The organism is uncultured Brevundimonas sp. (genome assembly GCF_947305955.1).
Classification (GTDB): Bacteria; Pseudomonadota; Alphaproteobacteria; order Caulobacterales; family Caulobacteraceae; genus Brevundimonas.
Map to the genome: position 1 here is coordinate 84317 of NZ_CAMZFB010000002.1, position 20697 is coordinate 105013.

Here is a 20697-nt window from a genome sequence, read left to right on the forward strand (position 1 = left end):
AGGCGATGTTGAACGGTCCGGATTACAGCTTAGCCGCCACCCGGACGGGTTTGGGGATCGTGGCGTATGCCCTGAAGCTGGCGCAGCATAGCCTGCGCCTCGGGATCGCCGGGTGCGCCATTGATCGGCACTTCACGGCAGACGCGGCGGCGCAGGGTGCTGCCGGTCTCTGCCTGCCAAGCGCAGCTGGTGCGCGTCGGGGTTCCGGCGCGCGGGGCGCTCTGAGCGGTAATCGACCTGACGGAGGATGAGGAGGCTGCCGGTGCGGGGCGCGGCAGTGGGGCCTGAGCCGGAGGAGCAGGGTGCTGGGTTGTCGCCATGACTGACGCAACCACTGCGAATGCGAAGCCTATCATCGCCGATCCTCCATACCGGAGCGACCGTAACCGATGGCTGCATAAACAACAATGTTATCGCGAATGGCGGCCCGCTACTTCCCCGGCTTGATCCGGACCTTCAGACCGTTGCCGCCCGAGGACACGATCTCCAGCTTGGGCAGGGCGCGGACCAGATCGGACAGTTTTTGGAAGCCGTAGGTGCGATGGTCGAAGTCGGGATAGGTGGTTTTCAGACGCGTTCCCAACGGACCCAGCGCGGCCCATCCGTCGCCGTCATCATCGCTGGCATTCAGGGCGTTGATGATCAGTTGTTGGGCCTGATTGATGTTTTTGGGCGCGGCGCGGGCCGGTTTGGCGGCGGGCGGTTCGGCTGAGGGGGCGCTCGGGGCCTCTGCCGCCGGCTCGGCCGATTGCAGCAGGTTTTCGATATAGATGAAGCGGGTGCAGGCCTGACGGAAGCTTTCGGGCGTCTTGTGCTCGCCAAAGCCATAAACGGGCAGGCCCTGTTCGCGGATGCGCGAGGCCAGACGGGTAAAGTCGCTGTCGGACGACACCAGACAGAAGCCGTCAAAACGGCCCGAGTGCATCAGGTCCATCGCATCGATCACCAGCGCGATATCGCCCGAGTTCTTGCCCTTGGTGTTCTGGAAATTCTGCTGCCACTGGATCGCCCAGCGCGGCAGGACCTCGACCCAGTTCCGCAAGGCCGGACTGGCCGCATCGCCATAGATGCGGCGCGCCGTCGGCTCGCCAATGGTGGCGATCTCGGTGAATAGCGCCTCGGCAATCTTCGGAGAGGCATTCTCGCCATCGATCAACAGCGCAAGCTTCAACGGTTGGGCATTGGTCGTCATGGCAACTCCTGAAGATTGACGGCCATATTCAGAACCGTTCGGCCAGAGGTCAACACAAAGCGGTTCCGGCCCCATAAGGCTCCCGAACTTCAAATAGTTTGAATATCCAACTAAATGCCCTAAATAGGGGCGATGACCCGTAGTGATGATGTGCGTAGCCGTTTCGGCATACATTTTTCGATTGTCGCCCGCCGCTGGCGCAGAGAGCTGGAAGCCGCGCTGGCCGAGGCGGACCTGAGCGATGCGACGTGGTCGCCGCTGGTCCATCTGCATGAGACGGGCGGCGGTCTGACCCAGAAACAGCTGGCAGCGCTGGTGGGGGTGGATGCCTCTACGCTGGTGCGGTTGGTCGATATTCTGGAGACGCGCGGTTTGATCACGCGCACGCCCGACCCGATGGATGGCCGTGCACGCATCCTGAACCTGACGCCGCAGGGGCTGGAGCAGGTGTTGCGTATCCGCAGCCTGCTGGACGCCAGCGAAGCGGAAATGCTGGTCGATCTCGATGATGACCAACTGGCCCTGATGATGGATGCGCTTGGCCGCATCGACGCCAGACTGACCCTGCGCCAGCAAGAGCGCGCAGGGCGGGAGGGCGCGAAATGAACAAGCCGGTTCGTCGCCGCGACGCCGCCCGCATGCTGATGTCGCGCAAACAGATGTCGGCATCGCTTCGCGTCGCGCGCCCGCCCCTATGGGGCAACTCCATTCTGGCGGGTGTTCAGGCCGGTCTGGCTGTGGCGCTGGCGGTCGGGCTGGTAGCAGTCTCGCCGTGGTCCAACCTGATCGGCGCGGCCAGCCTCGGGGCCATGGCGGCGCTGTTTGGCCGGTTCGCGCCCAAACGCAGACGCTCGATCATCGTCAGCTATGCCGCCCTGTGCATGATGGTCTCGATCGGCAGCATGTCGCTGGCCTCATTCTTTGGCTTGCCGATGCCCGTGCTGCTGGTGCTGCTGTCGGTCTTGGGAGCCGTCTATTTCCTGATCTGTATGATCTTGCGGTTTGGACCTCCGGGGGCGTTGATCTTCATGTTCGCAGGCATGGCGGGCATGCACGCTCCGTCCAGCCTGACAGAGGTGGGGTTGCGTGTCGCGGCCACGGTGTTTGGCGGCATTGTTGCGGTGGTTGTCTGCGCGGCGACCGAGTTCCTGCGTAAGGGCGAGGGGCCCAATCCCCAGTCCGTGCCTTCGGTCCGCAACCAGCTGGCACAGTTCGCGCCGGCCTTCCTGCGGATCTCGGTCGGCTCCGCGATCGCAGGGCTGATTGCCTATAGTATGGGACAGGCCCACCCCGGTTGGGCCGCCATGGGGGCCACGGCTGCGCTTCAGGGGGTGCATCTTCACACCACCTATCATCGCGCGCTCCAGCGTGTGGCGGGCACCGTGGTCGGCAGTGTCGTGATCTGGATGATCCTGTCGCAGGAGCCGAATATCTGGATGGGCCTTGCCATCCTTGTCGCCCTTCAGATCGTCACCGAGATCGTGATCGGCTTCAACTATGCCCTGGGACAGGTGTTTGTGACGCCTATGGCGCTGATGATGACCTATCTGTCCAACCCGGGCAGTTCGGGCGCGACCATGGCTCCCGAGCGGGTGCTGGATACCGTGCTGGGCGCCGCCATCGGCATATTGATCGCAGTGATCATTTCCACCCGCAAGGATCGCAGCCAGCTACACAGCAACCACACAGGCCAAGCCTAATGAAAAAGCCCCGACCATCCGGTCGGGGCTTTTGTTTTCGGGATGTTGGAAGACCCGATCAATCGTCGTCCATCTTGAGGGCGGCGATGAAGGCTTCCTGCGGAATCTCCACCTTGCCGAACTGGCGCATGCGCTTCTTGCCCTCTTTCTGCTTCTCCAGCAGCTTCTTCTTGCGGGTGGCGTCGCCGCCGTAGCATTTCGAAGTCACGTCCTTACGCAGTGCGCGGACGGTTTCGCGGGCGATGATCTTGCCACCGATGGCGGCCTGGATCGGGATCTGGAACATATGCGGCGGGATGAGTTCCTTCATCTTCTCCACCATGCCGCGGCCACGCGTCTCGGCGCGGTTGCGGTGGACCAGCATCGACAGGGCGTCGACCGGCTCGGAGTTGACGAGGATGCTCATCTTCACGAGGTCGCCGATCTTGTATTCGGTGATCTCGTAGTCGAACGAGGCATAGCCCTTGGAGATCGACTTCAGGCGGTCATAGAAGTCGAACACCACTTCGTTCAGCGGCAGTTCGTAGATGACCATGGCGCGGCTGCCGACATAGGACAGCTCCAGCTGGTTGCCGCGACGGTCCTGACACAGCTTGATCACGCCGCCGAGGTATTCGTCCGGCGTCATGATGGTGGCCTTGATCCACGGTTCCGCGATGCTTTCGATCTGCATTACGTCCGGCAGGTCGGCCGGATTGTGCAGGTCCACCGTCGTGCCGTCGCGCTGGTTGATCTTGTAGACGACCGAGGGGGCCGTCGCGATCAGGTCCAGATTGAACTCGCGGCTCAGACGCTCCTGAATGATTTCAAGGTGCAGCAGGCCGAGGAAGCCGCAGCGGAAGCCGAAGCCCAGAGCGGGACTGGATTCCATCTCATAGGTGAACGAGGCGTCGTTCAGGCGCAGCTTGGCAATCGCGGCGCGCAGGTCGTCGAAGTCGGCGGCGTCCACGGGGAACAGGCCGCAGAACACCACCGACTGGACTTCCTTGAAGCCCTTCAGCGGTTCGGCGGTCGGTTTCTTGTCGTCGGTGATGGTGTCGCCGACGGCGGCGTGGGCCACTTCCTTGATCTGGGCGGTGATGAAGCCAACCTCGCCCGGGCCGAGCTGCTCGACCGGCGTGTTCTTCGGCAGGAAGACGCCGACGCGGTCCACGAGGTGGGTCGTGCCAGACTGCATCATCTTCACGCGCATGCCAGCCTTCAGCACGCCGTCGAACACGCGCACCAGCAGCACGACGCCGAGGTAGGGGTCGTACCATGCGTCGACCAGCATGGCCTTCAGCGGGGCGTTCACATCGCCCTTGGGCGGCGGCAGGCGGGTGACGATGCCTTCCAGCACGTCCTCGATGCCGATGCCCGACTTGGCCGAGCATTCGATGGCGTCCGAGGCGTCCAAACCGATGACGTCCTCGATCTGGGCCTTCACGCGCTCGGGTTCGGCGGCGGGCAGGTCGATCTTGTTGAGGACCGGAACGATCTCGTGATTGTTGTCGATGGCCTGATAGACGTTGGCCAGAGTCTGGGCTTCAACACCCTGCGAGGCGTCCACAACGAGGATCGAGCCCTCGCAGGCGGCCAGCGAGCGCGAGACTTCGTAGGCGAAGTCGACGTGGCCCGGCGTGTCCATCAGGTTGAGGATATATTCCTCACCATCCTTGGCCTTGTACTTCAGACGCACGGTCTGAGCCTTGATGGTGATGCCGCGCTCCTTCTCGATGTCCATATTGTCGAGCACCTGCTCGGACATCTCGCGCGCGGTCAGGCCGCCGGTGAATTGGATCAGACGGTCAGACAGCGTCGATTTGCCGTGGTCGATGTGGGCGACCACAGAGAAATTCCGGATGCGTTCGATAGGAGGCGTTGTCATGCAGCGGCGCTTAGCATCGCGCGCACATAAAGGCTACTTCCACATGACATAGGGGCATGAAAGCGGACCGCGCGGGGGCGCGCGTTCACCATGACCGATAACCGACTGTTAAGTGCGGTGGAGTCTAGAGTAACGCTGATATTTGGAGTTTCCCCCCAATGCTTCGAATAGTTCCCGGCAAGGACCGGTCGCGTGATGGCTCCATCGCGGTGGAGTTCGCTCTTGTTTTCCCGATTCTGCTGTTCATGCTGATCGGGATGATTGTCTATGGCGGCTGGTTCTGGCTGGCCCATTCCGTGCAATCACTCGCCTATGAATCCGCCCGCGCCTCACTGGGCGGACTGGATGCCACTGAACGCCGCCAGCTTGCGCTCGACTTTGTCGCCTCGCGCGGACAGCAGATGGGCGTGCCTGTCGACCCGGCCGCCGTTCAGGTCACCAGCGACAACCAGACCGTGGCGGTACGCATCGGCTATAACGTCTCCAACCACCCGATCATGACACTGCGGAATCTGACGGTTCCGCCGCCCCAAACCATTGAACGCGAGGCTGTGGTCAGACTGGGTGGCTATTGATGGCTCGCCCGCGCCGCCCCTTTAGCCGGTTTGCAAAGGATACTGATGGCGGCGTGGCCATCATCGGGGCCTTTGCGGCCATCCTGTTTGTTATTCTGGCGGCGCTGGCCATCGATCTCGGCTCGATGGTGCTGAAAGCGCGCCATGTTCAGGGTGCAGCGGACCTCGCTTCTCTGGCGGCGGCACGCGATCTTCCGCGCGCACCGGCGGCCGCCCTATCGACGGCGCAGGCCAATCTGGGCAGCGATATTACCGTCGTTACGACCACCGGCACCTATGTCGGTGACGCGGCGATCCCGGTGGGGCAGCGCTTTACAGTCGGCGGGTCTAGTATCAATGCGGCCAAGGTTCGTATTACCGGTAAGGCTCCGCTCTTTTTCGCGCGGATCATTGGCTATCATGATGTGACCATCACCCGCGAAGCCATTGCCGCCCTGCCGGGGGCCAAGCCTTCGGCTATGTTCTCTATCGGCTCGCGGCTGCTCAGCCTGAACCGTGGCGTGCTGAACATGATCCTCGGCGGTTTGTTGGGGTCGAGCGTCAATCTCAACGTCATGGACTACAATACCCTCGTCGGGACCAAGGTGAACCTGCTGGAGTTCTTTGACGCTCTGGCGGTGAAGCTGAATGTCGAGGCGGGGGATTATGACGCGCTGCTGGCGCACGATGTCACCACCGGTCAGGTGCTGGATGTCCTTCGTCTGATCGCAGATGATGATGAACGGGCGGTGCTGGGAGCGATTACCGGCTCGCGCCTCAGTGTGCCGATCAAGGTCGGCGACCTGCTGGGTGTGAATGCGGATGCCAAAGACGGTCTGCGTCGTGCGCTGAACCTCGATGTGGCGGCGCTGGACTTGCTGATCGCGTCGCTGGAGACCGCCAACGGCAACCGACAGCTAGCTCTGAACGGGGACATCAATGCGATCCTCGCGGACGTTACCGTCATGGTCGCTATAGGCGAGCGCCCCAATCAGTCGTCATGGCTCACGGTATCGTCCGGCGGGACGCCCGTCCTGACCACGGCCCAGACGCGGGTCTTTGTGAAGGCCGAGACCAAGAATCTGGTGCCGCAACTTCTGCATGTTGATCTGCAGGCCTTTGCCGAGGTTGCTTCTGCGGAAGCCAAGATTTCAAGCATCCAGTGCGGGGCAAACCGCAGCGTCGACGTTCAGGCCCGGCCGGGTGTGGCCCGCGTGACTATCGGCAGGGTCACCAATCCGGGGGACCTCAAAGACTTCACCCGCAAGATCAATACCGAGCAACTGACCCTTGCGGAGGTGCTGCTCATTCCGATCAAGCTCTACGCAAATGTCGAAAGTAAGGATCGCAACTGGCAGACCCTGAGGTTCAACCAAAGCGAAATCACCGAACAGTCTCCGAAGACGGTGCGTTCGCAAGAGCTGGTGGGCAGTCTGCTGAACAACCTGACCAAGGATATCAAGCTGTCGATTGGCGGCCTTGAGCTGGGGTGGGTGGTCAATCTGCTTGGCCCGCTCCTGACGCCAATTGGCTATCTCGTCGATATGATCATCAACCCGCTGTTGCGTATTCTGGGCATTGGGCTGGGCGAAGCCGATGTGCGGGTGCTGGGTATTAACTGCCCGGGCGGTGTGGGCGGTATCCCCTACCTCGTGGGTTGATACGCAGCATCCCCAAAAAGAAAAAGGCGCGGCCCCGAGGGCGGCGCCTTTTAACTTTGATAGTTGGTCGATCAGCTGTTGATCGGACGCAGGCCGTTCGAAGCGTTCATCGTGACAGGGCGGCTTTGGCCACCGGCGGCGATGATGCGGTCGATGCGGGCCTTTTCGGCGCGGAAAGCGGCCAGTTCGCTACCCGATAGGACGGTGCCTTCCTGGGTGCGGACGCTGGCCGGATTGATGCGCTGGCCGTTGCGCCACATTTCATAGTGCAGGTGCGGGCCGGTCGAGTTGCCGGTGGAACCGACATAGCCGATCACCTGACCTTGGGTCACACGCAGACCCGGGCGCATGCCCGATGCATAGCGCGACAGGTGGCCGTAGCCGGTTTCCAGACCGTTCGAGTGACGCACACGGATCCAGTTGCCATAACCACCCCAGCGACGGGCTTCGACGATGACGCCGTCAGCCGGTGCGATGATCGGGGTGCCGCTGGAAGCGGCGAAGTCCATACCCTGGTGCATCTTGCGGTAACCCGCGATGGGGTGGGTACGGAAGCCATAGTTGGACGAGACGCGGCGGAAGCTTTGCAGCGGGGTCCGCATCATGACCGAGCGGACGTTTTTGCCGGTGGCGTCGAAATATTCGACCTTGTTCGAGCCCGGGCGTTGGAAGCGATAGAAGGACACGCCCTTCAGTTCCGCATACAGCAGGTCGCCGGTTTCGATGGTGCGGCCCGCCTCGGTGACCGAACGGTCGAAAACGAGGGTGAATTCGTCAGTGGCGCGCACATCGCGTTGCATGTCGAACTTGTGGGCGAAAAGCTGGCTGGCCTTGCGGATGACCGCAGAGGTGGCACCCAGTTCGCGGGCGCTGGCCGACAGCGAGCCCTGAACCTTGTCATTGGCGACCACAGTCTCGTGGGTCACCTTTTCATCGAGGGCGCGAAGACGAAGAGCACCGTCAAAGCTGCGCGAAACCGTCAGCTGGCTGGCCGGTCCGGTGCGCATGGTCAGGCCGATCAGGCGGGCCTCGCCCACACCGCCACGCGGACGGGACACGGCGGCTTCGAACTTGTCGCCGGCACGGATGTCCTTGAGGTCAAAGGCGCTGGCGATGGTCGCGGCTACGGCGCTGGCGTCATTTGCGCCGACACCCGAGCGACGGATGGCATCTTCGAAAGATTCGCCGCGACGGATTTGAACCGGAACGGCTTCCGGTGCGTTAAGACCGGCAGGAGCGGCAGCAGCAGCGTAAGCTTGGGTTTCAAGATAGGCCGTTTGCTGCGGGGTCAGAACGGGCAATTCCTGAGCCTCGGAGGCCGCGAAGGGTTTGCCCGCCATCAGGGCGAGGCCGATGGCAGCTGCTGTTGTCAGCAGGTGAGGGGCAAGCCGCAACGGTTGGCGGCGAGGATCGAACTGGGCCATTTTTCCCCGGTATTCGACGACGCTACTGCGCCCAACGAAATCTGGTTTGCGCTTCCTTCCCTCTAGAAACGCAAGCGACCTATATAGACCGACTGTCTCAAGATGGGAAGCTGTCTGTTACAATTGTGTAACGAGAGCGGAGGTGCGCGTTTAGGTTGCAGCCTTTTCTACGAAGCTTTGGGCGAAAATTAGACGACGCAACAGATCGTTCCGCCAGACTTACGTCTGCGGCACTCCAGATACGCAAATCGCGGGACCGATTTTACAATCCGCGATAACTGAGCAGCCATTAGTAAACTCAAAAGCTTGAACTTTCGTTGCATTGGCGGGTTTGGCTTGTTCCTTGGCCGCAAACGGTGGACAGTCCGGTCCGTGAACTCTGAAACGCCTGACATTTCTTCTCCCGAGCCCGCGCCAACCGCGAAGCCAAGCCGTCGCCGAACCCTGCCCATGGGCCGTGTCGGGACGGGACTGACCATCGGTGGTCTGGCCATCGCCCTCGGGCTGGGTGGTCTTTATGTCGGTCGCCGTGCGGTGGCCGAGGAAGTACTCGTGGGCTGGTTGCATCGTCGCGGGATTACGGCGGATGTGCAGGTCCAGCGTCTGGAATGGGACGGGTTTACGGGCCGCATTATCGTGGGCGATCCGGCGGACCCGGATGTCCGCGTCGAGCGCGTGGATGTCGACTACCTGATCGGTCTGCCGTGGAGCCGTGACGGCCTTGGCCTGACGCCCAAGCGCGTGGTTCTGGAGCGGCCGGTCATCAAGGCCGAATGGACGGGCAAGGCCCTGTCCTTCGGTTCGCTCGATCCTTTGATCAAAGAGTTTACCTCGCGCCCGCCGGGCAAATCGCCGGGGCCGATCGTCATTGTGAATGGCGGCAAGGGCATCGTCACGACCCCGTACGGGCCGCTGTCCCTGACGGCAGATGCGCGCCTGAACGATTCGCGTCTGGAATGGCTGAAAGCCTCGCTGGACCCGGCCGTGCTGACGCTGGACGGCAAGCGCGCCGAGGGTGTGGCTCTGGAGGTCGAAGCCCGCAGCACCGCAGACGCCCTGACTTTCAAGGGGCGGGCACTGGCCGAAAAGGTGACGGGTACGGGCTTCAACGCCTCCGGCTTTGCCTCCGATCTTGAAGGCCTGGTGCCCTATCCGGCCAAGAATGTCCGCGCGGCCAAGGGGCCGGTGCGGTTGCTGGCCAATGCGAATATCGGGCAGGTCGATTCCGAGGCCCTGAAGGGCAAGGATGTCGCGGCACAGCTACAGTGGAACGGCCTGCTGGAAGGCTGGATCGACCGCTTTGTGCTGGATGGCCGTGCGCAACTGGCGACAACGGCAACGCAATTGGCCTCCGGCAACCAGTCGGCGCGCAATCTTGATGTGCAGGGGCACGATCTGGTGGTGTCGCTGTCGCGCGGACAGGCTCCCGAGGAAGGCGGGCGGATCCAGTGGTCGCTCGCAGGGCCGGTAGATGTCACCGCAAGTCATGTTCTGACGGGGGGCGTCGCGGGCGACAATGTCCGTATCAATGCCCGTGCCCTGTCGTTGAAAGGTCTGAATGGCCAGTTCGAGGCCAGTGGCCCGCTTAATCTCGCAGTGGCCCGTATGCAGACCTCGGACCTGCACCTGCAACAGGTCAGCGGTGTGATGGCGCTGGATGCCACGCGCGGCATCGCCACCCGCATCCGGCTGGACGGACGTCTGAAGGCGCAGGGGCGTTATGGCGGGCTGGGACCCCTCACGGCATCCGATGCGCCGGAACTGGCGCACCTCAAACAAGCGGCACAGAGTTTCGCGCTGGATGTCCCGGACGCTCGGCTGACCATTACCAACCGCACGACGGCGCTGGAACTGGACGCTCCGGCACGACTGAGTGCCAGCAATGGCGCGGTCGTTACGCTGGCGCAGTTGTCGGGTCCGGTCATGCGGCTGGATGGCGGTGCGCCCGTCGGCGCGGCCCGTCTGGTCATGGGCGGCGAGGGCATGCCGCAGATCGATGTGAACATCCCGCGCTGGCAGGCCATCAACGGCGGTTTGTCGGCCCAACTGGACGGCAAGGCCGCGCTGGACTTCACGCCCGTCAGCGGCATCGCCCTGCAGACCAAGGGCACCCTGACCTCTAGCGGCGGGACAACCCGTTTTACGCCGGACGGCTGTTCCGATATTTCGGCCCGTCAGGTCGATATGGGCGAGAACCGTCTGGACAATCTTCAGGGCCAGCTATGCCCCAATGGCGGGCCGGTCTTTGTGATGGCGGGCGGGGCTTGGGAGCTGGGCGGACAGCTTCGCAACACGCGCCTGTCGGCGGATTTCCTGAATGCCGATCTGACGGACGGTTCTGGCAGCCTGAAGGTTCAGTCGCGCGGCGGGCAGCTGGGCGTGGCCCTGTCCGGCATTGCGGCTCGCCTGTCCGATACGACGCCGACCCCTACAGGCGCAGAGGCGGGCTCCCAGCTTCGCTTCAATCCGGTTCAGGCCACCGGTCAGGTCCGCTTGCAAAGCGGTCGATGGACGGGACATCTGGATCTCGCGCGTGAAGGTATCCGGCTGGCAGGACTGGACCTGTCGCACGATGGATCGACGGGCATGGGGCAGCTGGGCGTTGCCAGCGAGCGTCTGGACTTTAGCCCGTCCGGTCTTCAACCCGCCAGCATCAGCCCGATGTTGGCCAGCTATATGACCAATGTGCAGGGGCGCGGCCTGACACTGAACGGCCAGATCGGCTGGACGCGTGCGGGTGTCCAAAGCGGCGGCGTGCTCAACCTGTCCGGGGATGATGAGGGCCTGACCTTCGATACGCCTGCGGGCCGTCTGCAGGGGCTGACAGGCACCCTGACCCTGACGGACCTGCTGAATCCGACCAGTGCAGGACTTCAGACCGTGCGCGCGCGCCGTCTGGATGCGGTGGTGCCGATGGAAAATCTGACGGTGAATGTCGACCTTGGCGATCGCAAGCTGAGGATCGTCGATGCGGCCTTCCAACTGAATGACGGCCGTGTCCATGCGCCGGAAATCATCGTGCCGCTGGATGGCTCGCGCACGGTTCACGGGCGGCTGGAACTGGACAATGTCCAGCTGAACGATCTGCTGGCCGCAGCCAATCTGGGCGACAAGGCGATTTTCGATGCCAAGGTCACGGGCGGCTTTGCCTTTGAGTACGGTGAGCGACTGGGCTGGCAGATCCGCGATGGCCGCTTGAGCGCCTCGTCGGGCCGTCTGCAAATCCAGCGCGAAGTTCTGACCGGCATGTCCGCCGAGGGCAATGAGGTGGTGGCCGAGGGCGGCGTCGAGGTGCCCGTCCAGCCCAATGCCGTTCAGGATCTGGCCTATCAGGCGCTGGAAAATCTGGCGATCGAGGACCTGTCGGCCAATGTCTTCACCCTTCCGGAAGGGCGATTGGCGATCAACTTCGTCATCGACGGCCATTATGATCCGCCCCAGCGCAAGGAACTGCGCCTGTCGATCATGGACCTTCTGCGCGGTGACTTCATGCAGCGTAAGCTGGACCTGCCGTCGCGGGCCCCGGTCATCCTGCGCCTGAATACCAGCTGGAATGCCAATGAGCTGGCGACCGAAATCTACAATGTCATGCAGAAACGCTTTGATCGGGTTGAAACCAGTTCGTCCGCGACGGATTCTAGTTCCCAACAGCGATAGTGCCGCCTTATTGCTTTAAACCTCATTCACTGGAGGTTCAGGTGCCAAGTGACCCAATGGCACCCTGTTCCCCCACCCTGCCGGAGACATCGACAATGTTGAACAAACGACAGTTCACCATCCTCGCCTTTTCAGGGGCGGTGGCCGGTGTCGCCGCTTGCTCCCCTACAGTGAAGGTCGCGTTTGACAAGCCGCTTGAAATCAATGCGAACTTGAACGCGAACATCCACATCAAGCTGGACGAAGAGCTGCAGAAGCTGCTCCAGCAAAACCCGAACCTGTTCTGATCTGGAGGCATAGAATGATGGCCTACCGTAAACTCTTCATCGCTGTGACCGCGGCTGCCGCTCTGGGCGTGGCCGGCGGCGTTATGGCCCAGACGTCCAGCCAGAAGGCTCTGGTTGACGCTGCCAAGGCCGAAGGCAAGGTCGGCGAGCAGGCTGACGGCTATCTGGGTATCCGCACCCAGGTCGAGCCGGACACCCGCGAAGCCGTGAGCGCCGTGAACAACGGCCGCCGCGAGGCCTATGCCCGCAGCGCGGCCCAGGCCGGCACCACCGCCGAGGTGGCCGCGACCCGCATGTTCGAAACCCAACTGTTCCCGCGTATCTCCTCGGGCCAGTGGTATCGCAATGCCCAAGGGCAATGGGTCCAGAAATAAAGCCCTCTCCGCCATCGTGCGGAGTTTGACGCTTTAGTCGATTAAGGCCGGTCTTCAGGAACGAAGACCGGCCTTTTTCGTATTAGGATCATGTCTTGCGCGCGGATATCATCGCTGGCGCAGACGGGGAGGCTGGAATGCTTAAATCGGGTTGTGTTGTCGTCGCTGCTCTGGCGGCTGTTTCGCTGGCGGCGTGTACGTCTCAAAAATCAGAGCCGGTGGCCCCGCCCGAGCCTCGGCTGCTGGCCGGTGTCGATCTGGACAAGGCCATTGTGGCTCTGGGCAATGAGCCGTTCTGGAATATCGATATCGACGGCCAGAAGGCGGCCTATTCCGATCCCGAGCTGACCACGCCGGTCGAGGGCACGGTGCAGGGTCCGGTCATTACAGGCAATGTCGCCGAATGGCGTGCATCCCTGTCCAACGGCACCCACGCGGTGCTGACGATCGCAGGGACCGACTGCAGCGACGGTATGAGCGATCGGACCTATCCGCTTGCCGCCCGCCTGCAACTGGGCGAGACGACCTACACCGGTTGCGCCGCATCGAAGGCGGCTCTGGACAAGGCGGGCGAAAGCGGTCGCGTCGAATAGGCGCGCGGGGTTTAGCGGCGGGCCGATTCCGACGTGTTGGTGACGGCACGGCCAGCGGCCTGAACGTCACGGCCAATGCCGGAAACAGTATTGCAGGCCGAAACGGCAAGCGCAGCGGCAATCATGCCGAGGGCGACGATTTTGCGCATTAAATCTCTCCGGATCTCACGTTGTTCTGGTTGGCGAGCGCTGTTTTATAGGGTTAAGACAGCGGTCTGACTTCACAATAGTGTGGAGCCACGGAATTTCGAGCCCGAATTCGGCACACCGTCGGGCCGCTTGCCAATACAGGTAGTCATGACTGCATCACCCGCCACAGCCGCCCGTCGACTGGTCGAGACGCTGGTTCTCAATGGCGTGGACAAGGTGTTCTGCGTGCCAGGTGAGAGCTATCTGGCGGTGCTGGATGCGCTAGCGGATGTGCGCGAGGAAATCGAGGTCATCGTCTGCCGTCACGAGGCGGGCGCCGCCAATATGGCCGAGGCCTATGGCAAGCTGACGGGCAAGCCGGGCATCTGCATGGTGACGCGTGGACCGGGGGCCACCCACGCCTCTATCGGCATTCATACCGCCCATCAGGATTCGACCCCGCTGATCATGTTCGTGGGCCAGATCGCCCTGTCGGACCGCGGCCGTGGCGCGTTTCAGGAAGTGGACTATCGCGAGGTGTTCGGTGGTCTGGCCAAATGGGCGACCGAGCTGGAGACCCCGTCGCGTACGGTCGAGATCGTAGAGCGCGCCTTTGCCACCGCCCTTCAGGGGCGGATGGGTCCGGTGGTCGTGGCCCTGCCGGAAAACCTGCTGCACGAGGATGGCGGTCCGGCCCCCAGGCGTCCTGTCACGCCCGCTCGCGCCGCGCTTGATCCCGCCTTCGTCAATCAGGTGGCGGGAAAACTGGCCCATGCCGAACGCCCGCTGCTGGTTCTGGGCGGTTCGGGCTGGACCGAAGAGGCGACCACGGCCATTGGCGCATGGGCCGAAGGGATGGGCCTGCCGCTGGCGCTGTCCTTCCGCCGCAAGGACCTGATCGACAACCTGCATCCCTGCTATGCCGGTGATCTGGGTCTGGGGCCGAACCCCAAGCTGATCCAGCGCCTCAAGGAGGCTGATCTGGTCATCGCCATAGGTGCCCGCCTCGGCGAGAATCCGACGCTGGGCTATACGGTTCTGGACCGCGACCGCACCGCCGACACCCTGATCCATATCCATCCGGGGGCCGAGGAGCTGGGTCGTGTCTGGGCACCGCTGCTGTCGGGGGCGGCGGACAACAGTCTGGCGGCGCTGGCCCTTTCGCAGATCGAGCCGGGACGCCAGTGGCACGATCAGGCCGCGCAGGCGCATGCCGACTATCTGGCCTATTCCTCCCCGATCCAGACGGTCGGCGATGTGAACATGAGCGAGGTCATCGCCCATCTGGCCGAGGCCCTGCCCAAGGACGCCATCATTACCAATGGCGCGGGCAATTTCGCCGCATGGCTTCACCGCTTCCACCGCCACAGCGCGCGCGGCACCCAATTGGCCCCGACCTCGGGCGCGATGGGCTATGGTTATCCGGCGGCCCTGTCGGCTAAGGCTGTGGCCCCGCACCGCGAAGTGGTCTGCGTCGCCGGAGACGGCGACTTCATGATGAGCGCCAATGAAATGGCCACCGCCGCTCAATACGGCTTGGGCGTGATCGTCGTGGTGGTCGACAACGGCACCTTCGGCACCATCCGCATGCACCAGGAAGGCCACTATCCGGGCCGCGTGATCGCCACCGATCTGAAGAACCCCGACTTCGTGAAATATGCCGAGGCGTTCGGGGCCTTCGGCATCCGTGTGACCGAAACCGGCGCCTTCCCCGAAGCACTGGCCAAGGCCCGTGACGCAGCAGCCAAGGGACAGCCGGCACTGGTTCATCTGATTACCGATGCCGAGCAGATCTCGCCCGCCAAGACGATCACCCAGCTGCGTCAGGGCTAGGCTCGCTTCTGGCGGCGCGGGCGCTCATTTCAACTTGGCGTAATCTTGTAAGCCAGACCGTTTGCTGAAACTGTGCGCCCCGGAGTTCGTAACGAGGGGGAGCGCAATGCGCCGTATTCTGATTTCGTCCGTGGCCGCACTGGCCCTGTGTGGTGCTGCCGGAGCTGCCATGGCTCATGGCACCCTGCCGGCGGCTGCGACGGCTGTAGCCCAAAGCGAGGACGCCCGTCTGGCCGACTGGTTCGAGGCCGCCTATCAGGCCCGTCTGGCGCTCAGCCCGCAACAGATGACGTCGATGGGTCTGAAGACCGATTACGACAAGCTGGATGACCAGTCGCCGGAAGCCCAAGCCCGCTCGCTGGCGCTGGCCGAGGCGCAACTGGCTGAGCTGAAGTCGTCGTTCGATGTGTCGAAGCTGTCGACCCAGAACCAGCTGTCGGTCCGCCTGTTTGAATATCAGGTCGAGCAGAGCCGTCTGATGAACCAGTGGCGCGACTGGGGCTTCCAGTTCGCGGCCAACGGCAACCCGACCACCAGCCTGCCGGTGTTCATGATCAACAACCACCGCATCACCAGCGTCTCGGATGCCGAGGCCTATGTGGCGCGTCTGGTCGATACCGAACGCTATATGGGTCAGGTCGCGGACACCCTGCGTGACCGCACGGCCAAGGGCATTGTCTCGCCGATCTTCGTGTTCGAGCCGAGCATCGACAATACCCGCGCCGTCATTCAGGGCGCGCCGTTCGAGGGCGCAGGCGTCAATCCGGTGTGGGAAGACTTCCAGAAGAAGGTCAACGCCCTCGACACCGACCAGGCGACCAAGGACCGCCTGTTCGCTGCGGCCCAAGCGGCTCTGACCGGCCCGTACAAGCGCGGTTTCGAGACCGTTCTGGTGGCTCTGGGCGAGGCTCAGGCCAAGGCGGACAGCAATGATGGCGTGTGGCGCCTGCCGGACGGCGAGGCCTATTACAACTCGCGTCTGAAGTTCTCGACCACCACCAACCTGACCGCCGATGAAATCCACAACATCGGTCTGGCCGAGGTGGCCCGTATTCAGGCCGATATGGAGAAGATCAAGGAGCAGGTTGGCTTTACCGGCACCCTGCAGGAGTTCTTCACCTTCATCAAAACCGACCCGCAGTTCCAGTATCCGAACACGCCGGAAGGCAAGGAAGCCTTCCTGACCGACGCGCGCGGCTATGTGAACCGCGTGATGGAGCTCGCGCCCCAGTGGTTCTCCGTCCTGCCCAAGGCGGCTCTGGAAGTGCGCGCGGTCGAGCCGTTCCGTGAAGCCACCGCCTCGGTCGCCTTCTACATGCGTCCGGCACCGGACGGCTCGCGTCCGGGCATCTACTATATGAACCTGTCGGACATGACCCAGGTGCTGAAGCCGCAGGTCGAGGGCATCAGCCTGCACGAGGGCGCGCCGGGCCACCACTTCCAGATCGCCTATGCTCAGGAAATGGAGGGCGTGCCGTCCTTCCGTCGTTTCGGCGGCTATGGCGTCTATTCGGAAGGCTGGGGCCTGTATTCCGAGCAGCTGGGCAAGGAGATGGGCTTCTATCAGGACCCGTATTCCGACTTTGGACGTCTTTCGACCGAGCTGTGGCGCGCCGTGCGTCTGGTGCTGGACACGGGCCTTCACGCCAAGCGCTGGAGCCGCGAGGATGCGATGGACTATTTCCGCCAGAACTCGCTTCTGTCGGAGCGTGACATCCAGAAGGAAGTCGAGCGCTACATCACCAATCCGGGTCAGGCTGTCAGCTACAAGATCGGCGAGCTGAAGATCTTCGAACTGCGCCGCAAGGCCCAGGCCGCGCTGGGAGACAAGTTCGACATCCGCGACTTCCACACCGTGGTTCTGGGCTCGGGCGCTGTGCCGCTCGAAGTGCTGGAAGAGCAGGTGGATCGCTGGATCGCGCAGGGCGGTGGCCAACCGGCCCTGTAAGCCGAACAGGATGAACGCTTGGGGCAGGAGGTTTTCAGACCTTCCGCCCTTTTGCTTTTACGGGGGTTCGGCGCTAAAGGCCGCGCATGGCTTTTACCGCAACCGTCCTGACCATGTTCCCCGAGGCTTTTCCGGGCCCGCTCGGCGTGTCGCTGATCGGCACCGCATGGCGCGAGAAGGGGCTGTGGAGTCTGGAAACACTGGACATCCGCGCGTTTTCCGAGGATAAGCGCGGCTTCCTGGACGACACCCCTGCGGGTGGCGGTCCGGGTCAGGTACTCAAAGCGGACGTGGTGGCGCGGGCTCTCGACAGCCTGCAAGGTCCCCCTCGGCCGCTTTTGTACATGAGCGCACGCGGTCGGCCCCTGACGCAGGCGCGAGTGAAGGAATGGGCGAAAGCCGACGGTATCGTCGTGCTGTGCGGCCGTTTCGAGGGGGTGGACCAGCGCGTACTCGATGCGCGCGGGTTCGAGGAGGTCTCCGTCGGAAACGCGGTCCTCGCCGGTGGCGAGGCGGCGGCAATGGTGGCGATCGAGGCGTGCGTCCGGTTGGTTCCGGGGGTCTTGGGTGCGGCGGAAAGCCTGTCGTCCGAGAGCTTCGAGGACAACCTGCTCGAACATCCGCAGTACACGCGACCGCGGACATTCGAAGGCCACGACATTCCCGAGGTCCTGCTGTCGGGCGATCATAAAAAGATCGCAAAGTGGCGTCAGGAACAGCGGGAAATCACGACGCGGGAACGGCGCCCAGACCTCTGGGAGCAGTATCTCGCCAACTTACAGGTAAAGAGCAAATAAGCTCCGGAGATTGACCATGAACATCGTTCAACAGCTCGCTGCTGAAGAAAAAGCCCGCCTGCTCGAAGGCAAGACCATTCCGGATTTCCAACCGGGCGACACCCTGCGCGTTAACGTGCGCATCAAGGAAGGTGATCGCGAACGTATCCAGGCTTTCGAAGGCGTCTGCATCGCCCGTGACGGCGGCGGCATCAACGAGACGTTCACGGTCCGCAAGATTTCGTTCGGTGAAGGCGTCGAGCGCCGCTTCCCGATCCTGTCGCCGAACGTTGAGTCGATCGAAGTGAAGCGTCGCGGTGTCGTCCGTCGCGCCAAGCTGTACTACCTGCGCGACCGTCGCGGTAAGTCGGCCCGTATCGCCGAGCGTCAGACCGCTCGCAAGGTTTCGGTCCCGACCACCGGCGCTGAAGAGTCGACCGAAGGCTGAGATCGGCCCCAAGGCTGATAATGAAAAACCCCGTCGCGGATGCGACGGGGTTTTTTGTTGGCCTCAGGAATGGCCCATGGCGTCCAGTTCGCTCAGGTCTTCCTGACTGAGCGGCAGCTGTTCCAGACCGCGCCGGACGATGTCGCGAGTGGTCACCGAAAGCTCGGTGTCGGCCGAGGCCTTTTCAAAGCGGCCACGGACCTGATCCTCGGCGGACTGGATCATCTGGAAGATGGGGGTCTGATGGCCCAGTACGGCCTGTTTGAAGCCGCTGAAGGCCCGCGAGGCCTTGGCGAGGATGGAGCCGTTATCCTCGGGCGCTCCGCCGCGGGCGCGAACCTCGGCCTTCAGGGTCTCGACCAGCGCCAGATATTGCGAGGCGCGGCGGTCCAGCCATTGGGAATAGCGCGGCTCGGGGGTGTCGCGCGCGGCCTCGGTATATCCGTCTGCGCAATCGATCAGAGCCTCGATCAGTCCGTTCAGGACTTTGATATCATGGGCGTTTGCACTCATGTCAGACTCCTTTGTGCCGGGGAGGCGGGAATGACGTGAACTCCCGCCCTCGAGGAATGGTTGCTAGGTTACAACTTTGTACGCAGCGACCACAGTTCCGGGAAACAACGGCGTTTCAATGTCTCGACCAGATAGCCGACGCCGTCGGTGCCGCCCGTCCCCTGACGGCGGCCGATGATGCGCTCGACCGTGACCACATGTTTGTGCCGCCACGTCAGCAGGGCGTCGTCCAGATCGACCAGCTTTTCGGCCAACTGATACAGGGGCCACCATTTCTCGGTATTGCGATAGACCTCCAGCCACGCGGCCTCGACACCGGGGTGTGGCTCATAGGTTTGGGAGACGTCGCGTTCCAGCACCTCCTGCGGCACCGATACGCCCGCGAGCGCCAACTGGCGCAGGGCATCGTCATAGAGGCTGGGGGCCTCCAGTGCGGCGACAAGGGCGGCGTGGGCCTCTGGCCGTTCGGCGTGGAAGCGAAGGAAGCGCGGGTCCTTCAGGCCCAGCATGGTCTCCAGACGGCGGAACTGGTCGCTCTGGAAGCCCGAGGACGAGCCAAGGTCGCCACGGAAGCGCAAGTAGTCGGCAGGCGTCATGGTCGCCAGAATGTCCCAGCTCTGGGTCATGACCGACTGGATGCGGCTGACGCGGGCCAGAGACTTATAGGCGGGCACCAGATTGCCCGCACGGATCAGGCTTTGGGCCAGCGCGACCTCGTGCAGGATCTGCTTGAGCCACAGTTCCTTGGTCTGGTGGATGATGACGAACAGCATCTCGTCATGCTCGTCCGATCGCGGCTTCTGGGCCGACAAAAGCTCGTCCAGCGCCAGATAGCCGGCATAGGTGATCCCTTGCGGCTCATGACGGGCGTTCTCGATGGATTGGCTGCGGATTTGGTCGGATGACTTTGTCATACGGAATCTATCGCCCGTTATGCCGTGTCATTCCAGTGTGCAGATTTTTAACGTGAGCCGCCGCACAGCGCCCACGAAAAAGCCCCGGCGGTGGGCCGGGGCTTGTTTCAACCGAGCGGGGCTCAGTTGGTTTCGTGTGCCGAAATGGCGTTCTGGGCGATCTGTCGGCCCTCGGCCATGGCGTTACGGGCATTGTTATAAACGAAGCCGTAGGTCGGGTAGATGGTGGTCCCCAGTCCGTTGATCGGATTGTACCAGACCTTCACGCGGCTCCAGTTGCCTTCGGGAGAGACGTCAACGACGGTGACATTCTCTTCGACCTTTCCGCGGCTTCCGCCCCAGTTGGCGTGGGTGACGCGGATCACCCGATCGGTCAGCACGTCCGAAACGACAGCGACGTGACCGGAACGCATACGACCGTGTGGCTGAAAAACGAGAACCGAACCGGTCTCTGGTGCGTTACCTGTACGGAAGCGATCAACCGCTTGGCGCCACCAGGTCCAGGCATCGCCGAAAATTTGAATCCCGGAGAACATCCGGGCGAAGGTGACGCATTGCCAATACGGATCGCCAGCCTGAGCCGGTGCCGGATTGAACGAGAAAAAGCCGAGTGCAGCCGCTAGCGTAGCAGCAGTGAGCCGTTTCATCATCGGGCGTGCTCCCCTGGCTGGTTGTCTGTTGGTGGCAAACTGGTAGCGCATGTTTTTGCGGGTTTGAAGCTTTGTTTCGGATTGTCACTGCAAAACCACTGTGAAAATGTGGATTTGAAAGGTTAATGCGGGGTTAACCTTTGCTGTTACCGATCATGCTGCTCCCGCGAAATCACA

General features: G+C 62.7%; 20 protein-coding genes. 12 read left to right on the plus strand and 8 right to left on the minus strand.

The features are described from left to right. Positions 1-29: 29 nt before the first annotated feature. Together Q0Y42_RS01085 and Q0Y42_RS01090 are read right to left on the minus strand one after the other, a co-directional pair. Complete coding sequence (locus tag Q0Y42_RS01085; RefSeq protein WP_297799226.1) at positions 30-320, minus strand: hypothetical protein; 291 nt, start codon at positions 318-320, stop codon at positions 30-32. A 110-nt stretch (positions 321-430) separates the two neighbouring features. Further along, complete coding sequence (locus Q0Y42_RS01090) at positions 431-1192, minus strand: NYN domain-containing protein (protein WP_297799228.1); 762 nt, start codon at positions 1190-1192, stop codon at positions 431-433. Positions 1193-1324: 132 nt separating this feature from the next. Between Q0Y42_RS01090 and Q0Y42_RS01095 the strand changes: the two genes are divergently transcribed. Next, the gene (locus tag Q0Y42_RS01095; RefSeq protein WP_297799230.1) at positions 1325-1798 is read left to right on the plus strand and encodes a MarR family transcriptional regulator; all 474 of its coding nucleotides are present in this window, start codon (positions 1325-1327) and stop codon (positions 1796-1798) included. Next, complete coding sequence (locus tag Q0Y42_RS01100) at positions 1795-2892, plus strand: FUSC family protein (protein ID WP_297799232.1); 1098 nt, start codon at positions 1795-1797, stop codon at positions 2890-2892. Before Q0Y42_RS01095 ends, Q0Y42_RS01100 begins: the two co-directional genes overlap by 4 nt. Before the next feature lie 58 nt (positions 2893-2950). On the opposite strand, the gene lepA is transcribed toward Q0Y42_RS01100, so the two are convergent. Further along, positions 2951-4759 (minus strand): translation elongation factor 4, encoded by a 1809-nt coding sequence (gene lepA / locus Q0Y42_RS01105; RefSeq protein ID WP_297799234.1) that lies wholly within the window; start codon positions 4757-4759, stop codon positions 2951-2953. Positions 4760-4917: 158 nt separating this feature from the next. Here lepA and Q0Y42_RS01110 point away from each other — a divergent pair, with 158 nt between their 5' ends. Both Q0Y42_RS01110 and Q0Y42_RS01115 read left to right on the plus strand, forming a co-directional pair. Then, positions 4918-5334, plus strand: a complete 417-nt coding sequence (locus Q0Y42_RS01110) for a TadE/TadG family type IV pilus assembly protein (RefSeq protein WP_297799236.1) — start codon at positions 4918-4920, stop codon at positions 5332-5334. Next, the gene (locus tag Q0Y42_RS01115) at positions 5334-6974 is read left to right on the plus strand and encodes a TadG family pilus assembly protein (protein WP_297799238.1); all 1641 of its coding nucleotides are present in this window, start codon (positions 5334-5336) and stop codon (positions 6972-6974) included. Before Q0Y42_RS01110 ends, Q0Y42_RS01115 begins: the two co-directional genes overlap by 1 nt. Before the next feature lie 71 nt (positions 6975-7045). Here the strand turns inward: Q0Y42_RS01115 and Q0Y42_RS01120 are convergent, their stop codons facing one another. Next, positions 7046-8398 (minus strand): M23 family metallopeptidase, encoded by a 1353-nt coding sequence (locus tag Q0Y42_RS01120; RefSeq protein ID WP_297799241.1) that lies wholly within the window; start codon positions 8396-8398, stop codon positions 7046-7048. Positions 8399-8848: 450 nt separating this feature from the next. On the opposite strand from Q0Y42_RS01120, the gene Q0Y42_RS01125 reads away from it, so the two are divergent. From Q0Y42_RS01125 to Q0Y42_RS01140, 4 genes are all read left to right on the plus strand, one after another. Next, entirely contained in the window at positions 8849-12055 is a 3207-nt protein-coding gene (locus Q0Y42_RS01125) for a YdbH domain-containing protein (RefSeq protein WP_297799243.1), read from the plus strand. 95 nt (positions 12056-12150) lie between these two features. Further along, positions 12151-12342 (plus strand): YnbE family lipoprotein, encoded by a 192-nt coding sequence (locus Q0Y42_RS01130; RefSeq protein WP_297799245.1) that lies wholly within the window; start codon positions 12151-12153, stop codon positions 12340-12342. Positions 12343-12356: 14 nt separating this feature from the next. Further along, positions 12357-12716 carry a YdbL family protein gene (locus Q0Y42_RS01135; protein WP_297799247.1) on the plus strand — a complete coding sequence of 120 codons (360 nt, stop codon included), beginning with the start codon at positions 12357-12359 and terminating at the stop codon, positions 12714-12716. Between the two features lie 137 nt (positions 12717-12853). Beyond that, positions 12854-13309, plus strand: coding sequence for a hypothetical protein (locus tag Q0Y42_RS01140; protein WP_297799249.1), 456 nt, complete (start codon positions 12854-12856; stop codon positions 13307-13309). 11 nt (positions 13310-13320) lie between these two features. On the opposite strand, the gene Q0Y42_RS01145 is transcribed toward Q0Y42_RS01140, so the two are convergent. Next, positions 13321-13458, minus strand: a complete 138-nt coding sequence (locus Q0Y42_RS01145; RefSeq protein WP_297799251.1) for an entericidin A/B family lipoprotein — start codon at positions 13456-13458, stop codon at positions 13321-13323. A 148-nt stretch (positions 13459-13606) separates the two neighbouring features. On the opposite strand from Q0Y42_RS01145, the gene Q0Y42_RS01150 reads away from it, so the two are divergent. The 4 genes from Q0Y42_RS01150 to rplS all read left to right on the plus strand — a co-directional run bounded on the left by Q0Y42_RS01150 (position 13607) and on the right by rplS (position 18443). Further along, positions 13607-15271 carry a thiamine pyrophosphate-binding protein gene (locus Q0Y42_RS01150; protein WP_297799253.1) on the plus strand — a complete coding sequence of 555 codons (1665 nt, stop codon included), beginning with the start codon at positions 13607-13609 and terminating at the stop codon, positions 15269-15271. 106 nt (positions 15272-15377) lie between these two features. Further along, positions 15378-17219, plus strand: coding sequence for a DUF885 domain-containing protein (locus tag Q0Y42_RS01155; protein ID WP_297799255.1), 1842 nt, complete (start codon positions 15378-15380; stop codon positions 17217-17219). Positions 17220-17305: 86 nt separating this feature from the next. Further along, entirely contained in the window at positions 17306-18016 is a 711-nt protein-coding gene (gene trmD, locus Q0Y42_RS01160) for a tRNA (guanosine(37)-N1)-methyltransferase TrmD (RefSeq protein WP_292054065.1), read from the plus strand. 16 nt (positions 18017-18032) lie between these two features. Next, the gene (gene rplS, locus Q0Y42_RS01165; protein WP_292054068.1) at positions 18033-18443 is read left to right on the plus strand and encodes a 50S ribosomal protein L19; all 411 of its coding nucleotides are present in this window, start codon (positions 18033-18035) and stop codon (positions 18441-18443) included. 63 nt (positions 18444-18506) lie between these two features. Here rplS and Q0Y42_RS01170 read toward each other — a convergent pair whose 3' ends face one another. The 3 genes from Q0Y42_RS01170 to Q0Y42_RS01180 form a co-directional block, all read right to left on the minus strand. After that, positions 18507-18956 (minus strand): PA2169 family four-helix-bundle protein, encoded by a 450-nt coding sequence (locus Q0Y42_RS01170; RefSeq protein WP_297799259.1) that lies wholly within the window; start codon positions 18954-18956, stop codon positions 18507-18509. Positions 18957-19024: 68 nt separating this feature from the next. Continuing rightward, the gene (locus Q0Y42_RS01175) at positions 19025-19870 is read right to left on the minus strand and encodes a tryptophan 2,3-dioxygenase (RefSeq protein ID WP_297799260.1); all 846 of its coding nucleotides are present in this window, start codon (positions 19868-19870) and stop codon (positions 19025-19027) included. Positions 19871-19992: 122 nt separating this feature from the next. Further along, complete coding sequence (locus tag Q0Y42_RS01180) at positions 19993-20571, minus strand: CHAP domain-containing protein (RefSeq protein ID WP_366107865.1); 579 nt, start codon at positions 20569-20571, stop codon at positions 19993-19995. Positions 20572-20697: the final 126 nt, after the last annotated feature.

Excerpts from the sequence above, each read along its gene's own strand:
- Q0Y42_RS01085 (WP_297799226.1), bottom strand. The coding sequence starts at position 320 with ATGGCGACAACCCAGCACCCTGCTCCTCCGGCTCAGGCCCCACTGCCG.
- Q0Y42_RS01090 (WP_297799228.1), bottom strand. The coding sequence starts at position 1,192 with ATGACGACCAATGCCCAACCGTTGAAGCTTGCGCTGTTGATCGATGGC.
- Q0Y42_RS01095 (WP_297799230.1), top strand. The coding sequence starts at position 1,325 with ATGACCCGTAGTGATGATGTGCGTAGCCGTTTCGGCATACATTTTTCG.
- Q0Y42_RS01100 (WP_297799232.1), top strand. The coding sequence starts at position 1,795 with ATGAACAAGCCGGTTCGTCGCCGCGACGCCGCCCGCATGCTGATGTCG.
- lepA (WP_297799234.1), bottom strand. The coding sequence starts at position 4,759 with ATGACAACGCCTCCTATCGAACGCATCCGGAATTTCTCTGTGGTCGCC.
- Q0Y42_RS01110 (WP_297799236.1), top strand. The coding sequence starts at position 4,918 with ATGCTTCGAATAGTTCCCGGCAAGGACCGGTCGCGTGATGGCTCCATC.
- Q0Y42_RS01115 (WP_297799238.1), top strand. The coding sequence starts at position 5,334 with ATGGCTCGCCCGCGCCGCCCCTTTAGCCGGTTTGCAAAGGATACTGAT.
- Q0Y42_RS01120 (WP_297799241.1), bottom strand. The coding sequence starts at position 8,398 with ATGGCCCAGTTCGATCCTCGCCGCCAACCGTTGCGGCTTGCCCCTCAC.
- Q0Y42_RS01125 (WP_297799243.1), top strand. The coding sequence starts at position 8,849 with ATGGGCCGTGTCGGGACGGGACTGACCATCGGTGGTCTGGCCATCGCC.
- Q0Y42_RS01130 (WP_297799245.1), top strand. The coding sequence starts at position 12,151 with ATGTTGAACAAACGACAGTTCACCATCCTCGCCTTTTCAGGGGCGGTG.
- Q0Y42_RS01135 (WP_297799247.1), top strand. The coding sequence starts at position 12,357 with ATGATGGCCTACCGTAAACTCTTCATCGCTGTGACCGCGGCTGCCGCT.
- Q0Y42_RS01140 (WP_297799249.1), top strand. The coding sequence starts at position 12,854 with ATGCTTAAATCGGGTTGTGTTGTCGTCGCTGCTCTGGCGGCTGTTTCG.
- Q0Y42_RS01145 (WP_297799251.1), bottom strand. The coding sequence starts at position 13,458 with ATGCGCAAAATCGTCGCCCTCGGCATGATTGCCGCTGCGCTTGCCGTT.
- Q0Y42_RS01150 (WP_297799253.1), top strand. The coding sequence starts at position 13,607 with ATGACTGCATCACCCGCCACAGCCGCCCGTCGACTGGTCGAGACGCTG.
- Q0Y42_RS01155 (WP_297799255.1), top strand. The coding sequence starts at position 15,378 with ATGCGCCGTATTCTGATTTCGTCCGTGGCCGCACTGGCCCTGTGTGGT.
- trmD (WP_292054065.1), top strand. The coding sequence starts at position 17,306 with ATGGCTTTTACCGCAACCGTCCTGACCATGTTCCCCGAGGCTTTTCCG.
- rplS (WP_292054068.1), top strand. The coding sequence starts at position 18,033 with ATGAACATCGTTCAACAGCTCGCTGCTGAAGAAAAAGCCCGCCTGCTC.
- Q0Y42_RS01170 (WP_297799259.1), bottom strand. The coding sequence starts at position 18,956 with ATGAGTGCAAACGCCCATGATATCAAAGTCCTGAACGGACTGATCGAG.
- Q0Y42_RS01175 (WP_297799260.1), bottom strand. The coding sequence starts at position 19,870 with ATGACAAAGTCATCCGACCAAATCCGCAGCCAATCCATCGAGAACGCC.
- Q0Y42_RS01180 (WP_366107865.1), bottom strand. The coding sequence starts at position 20,571 with ATGCGCTACCAGTTTGCCACCAACAGACAACCAGCCAGGGGAGCACGC.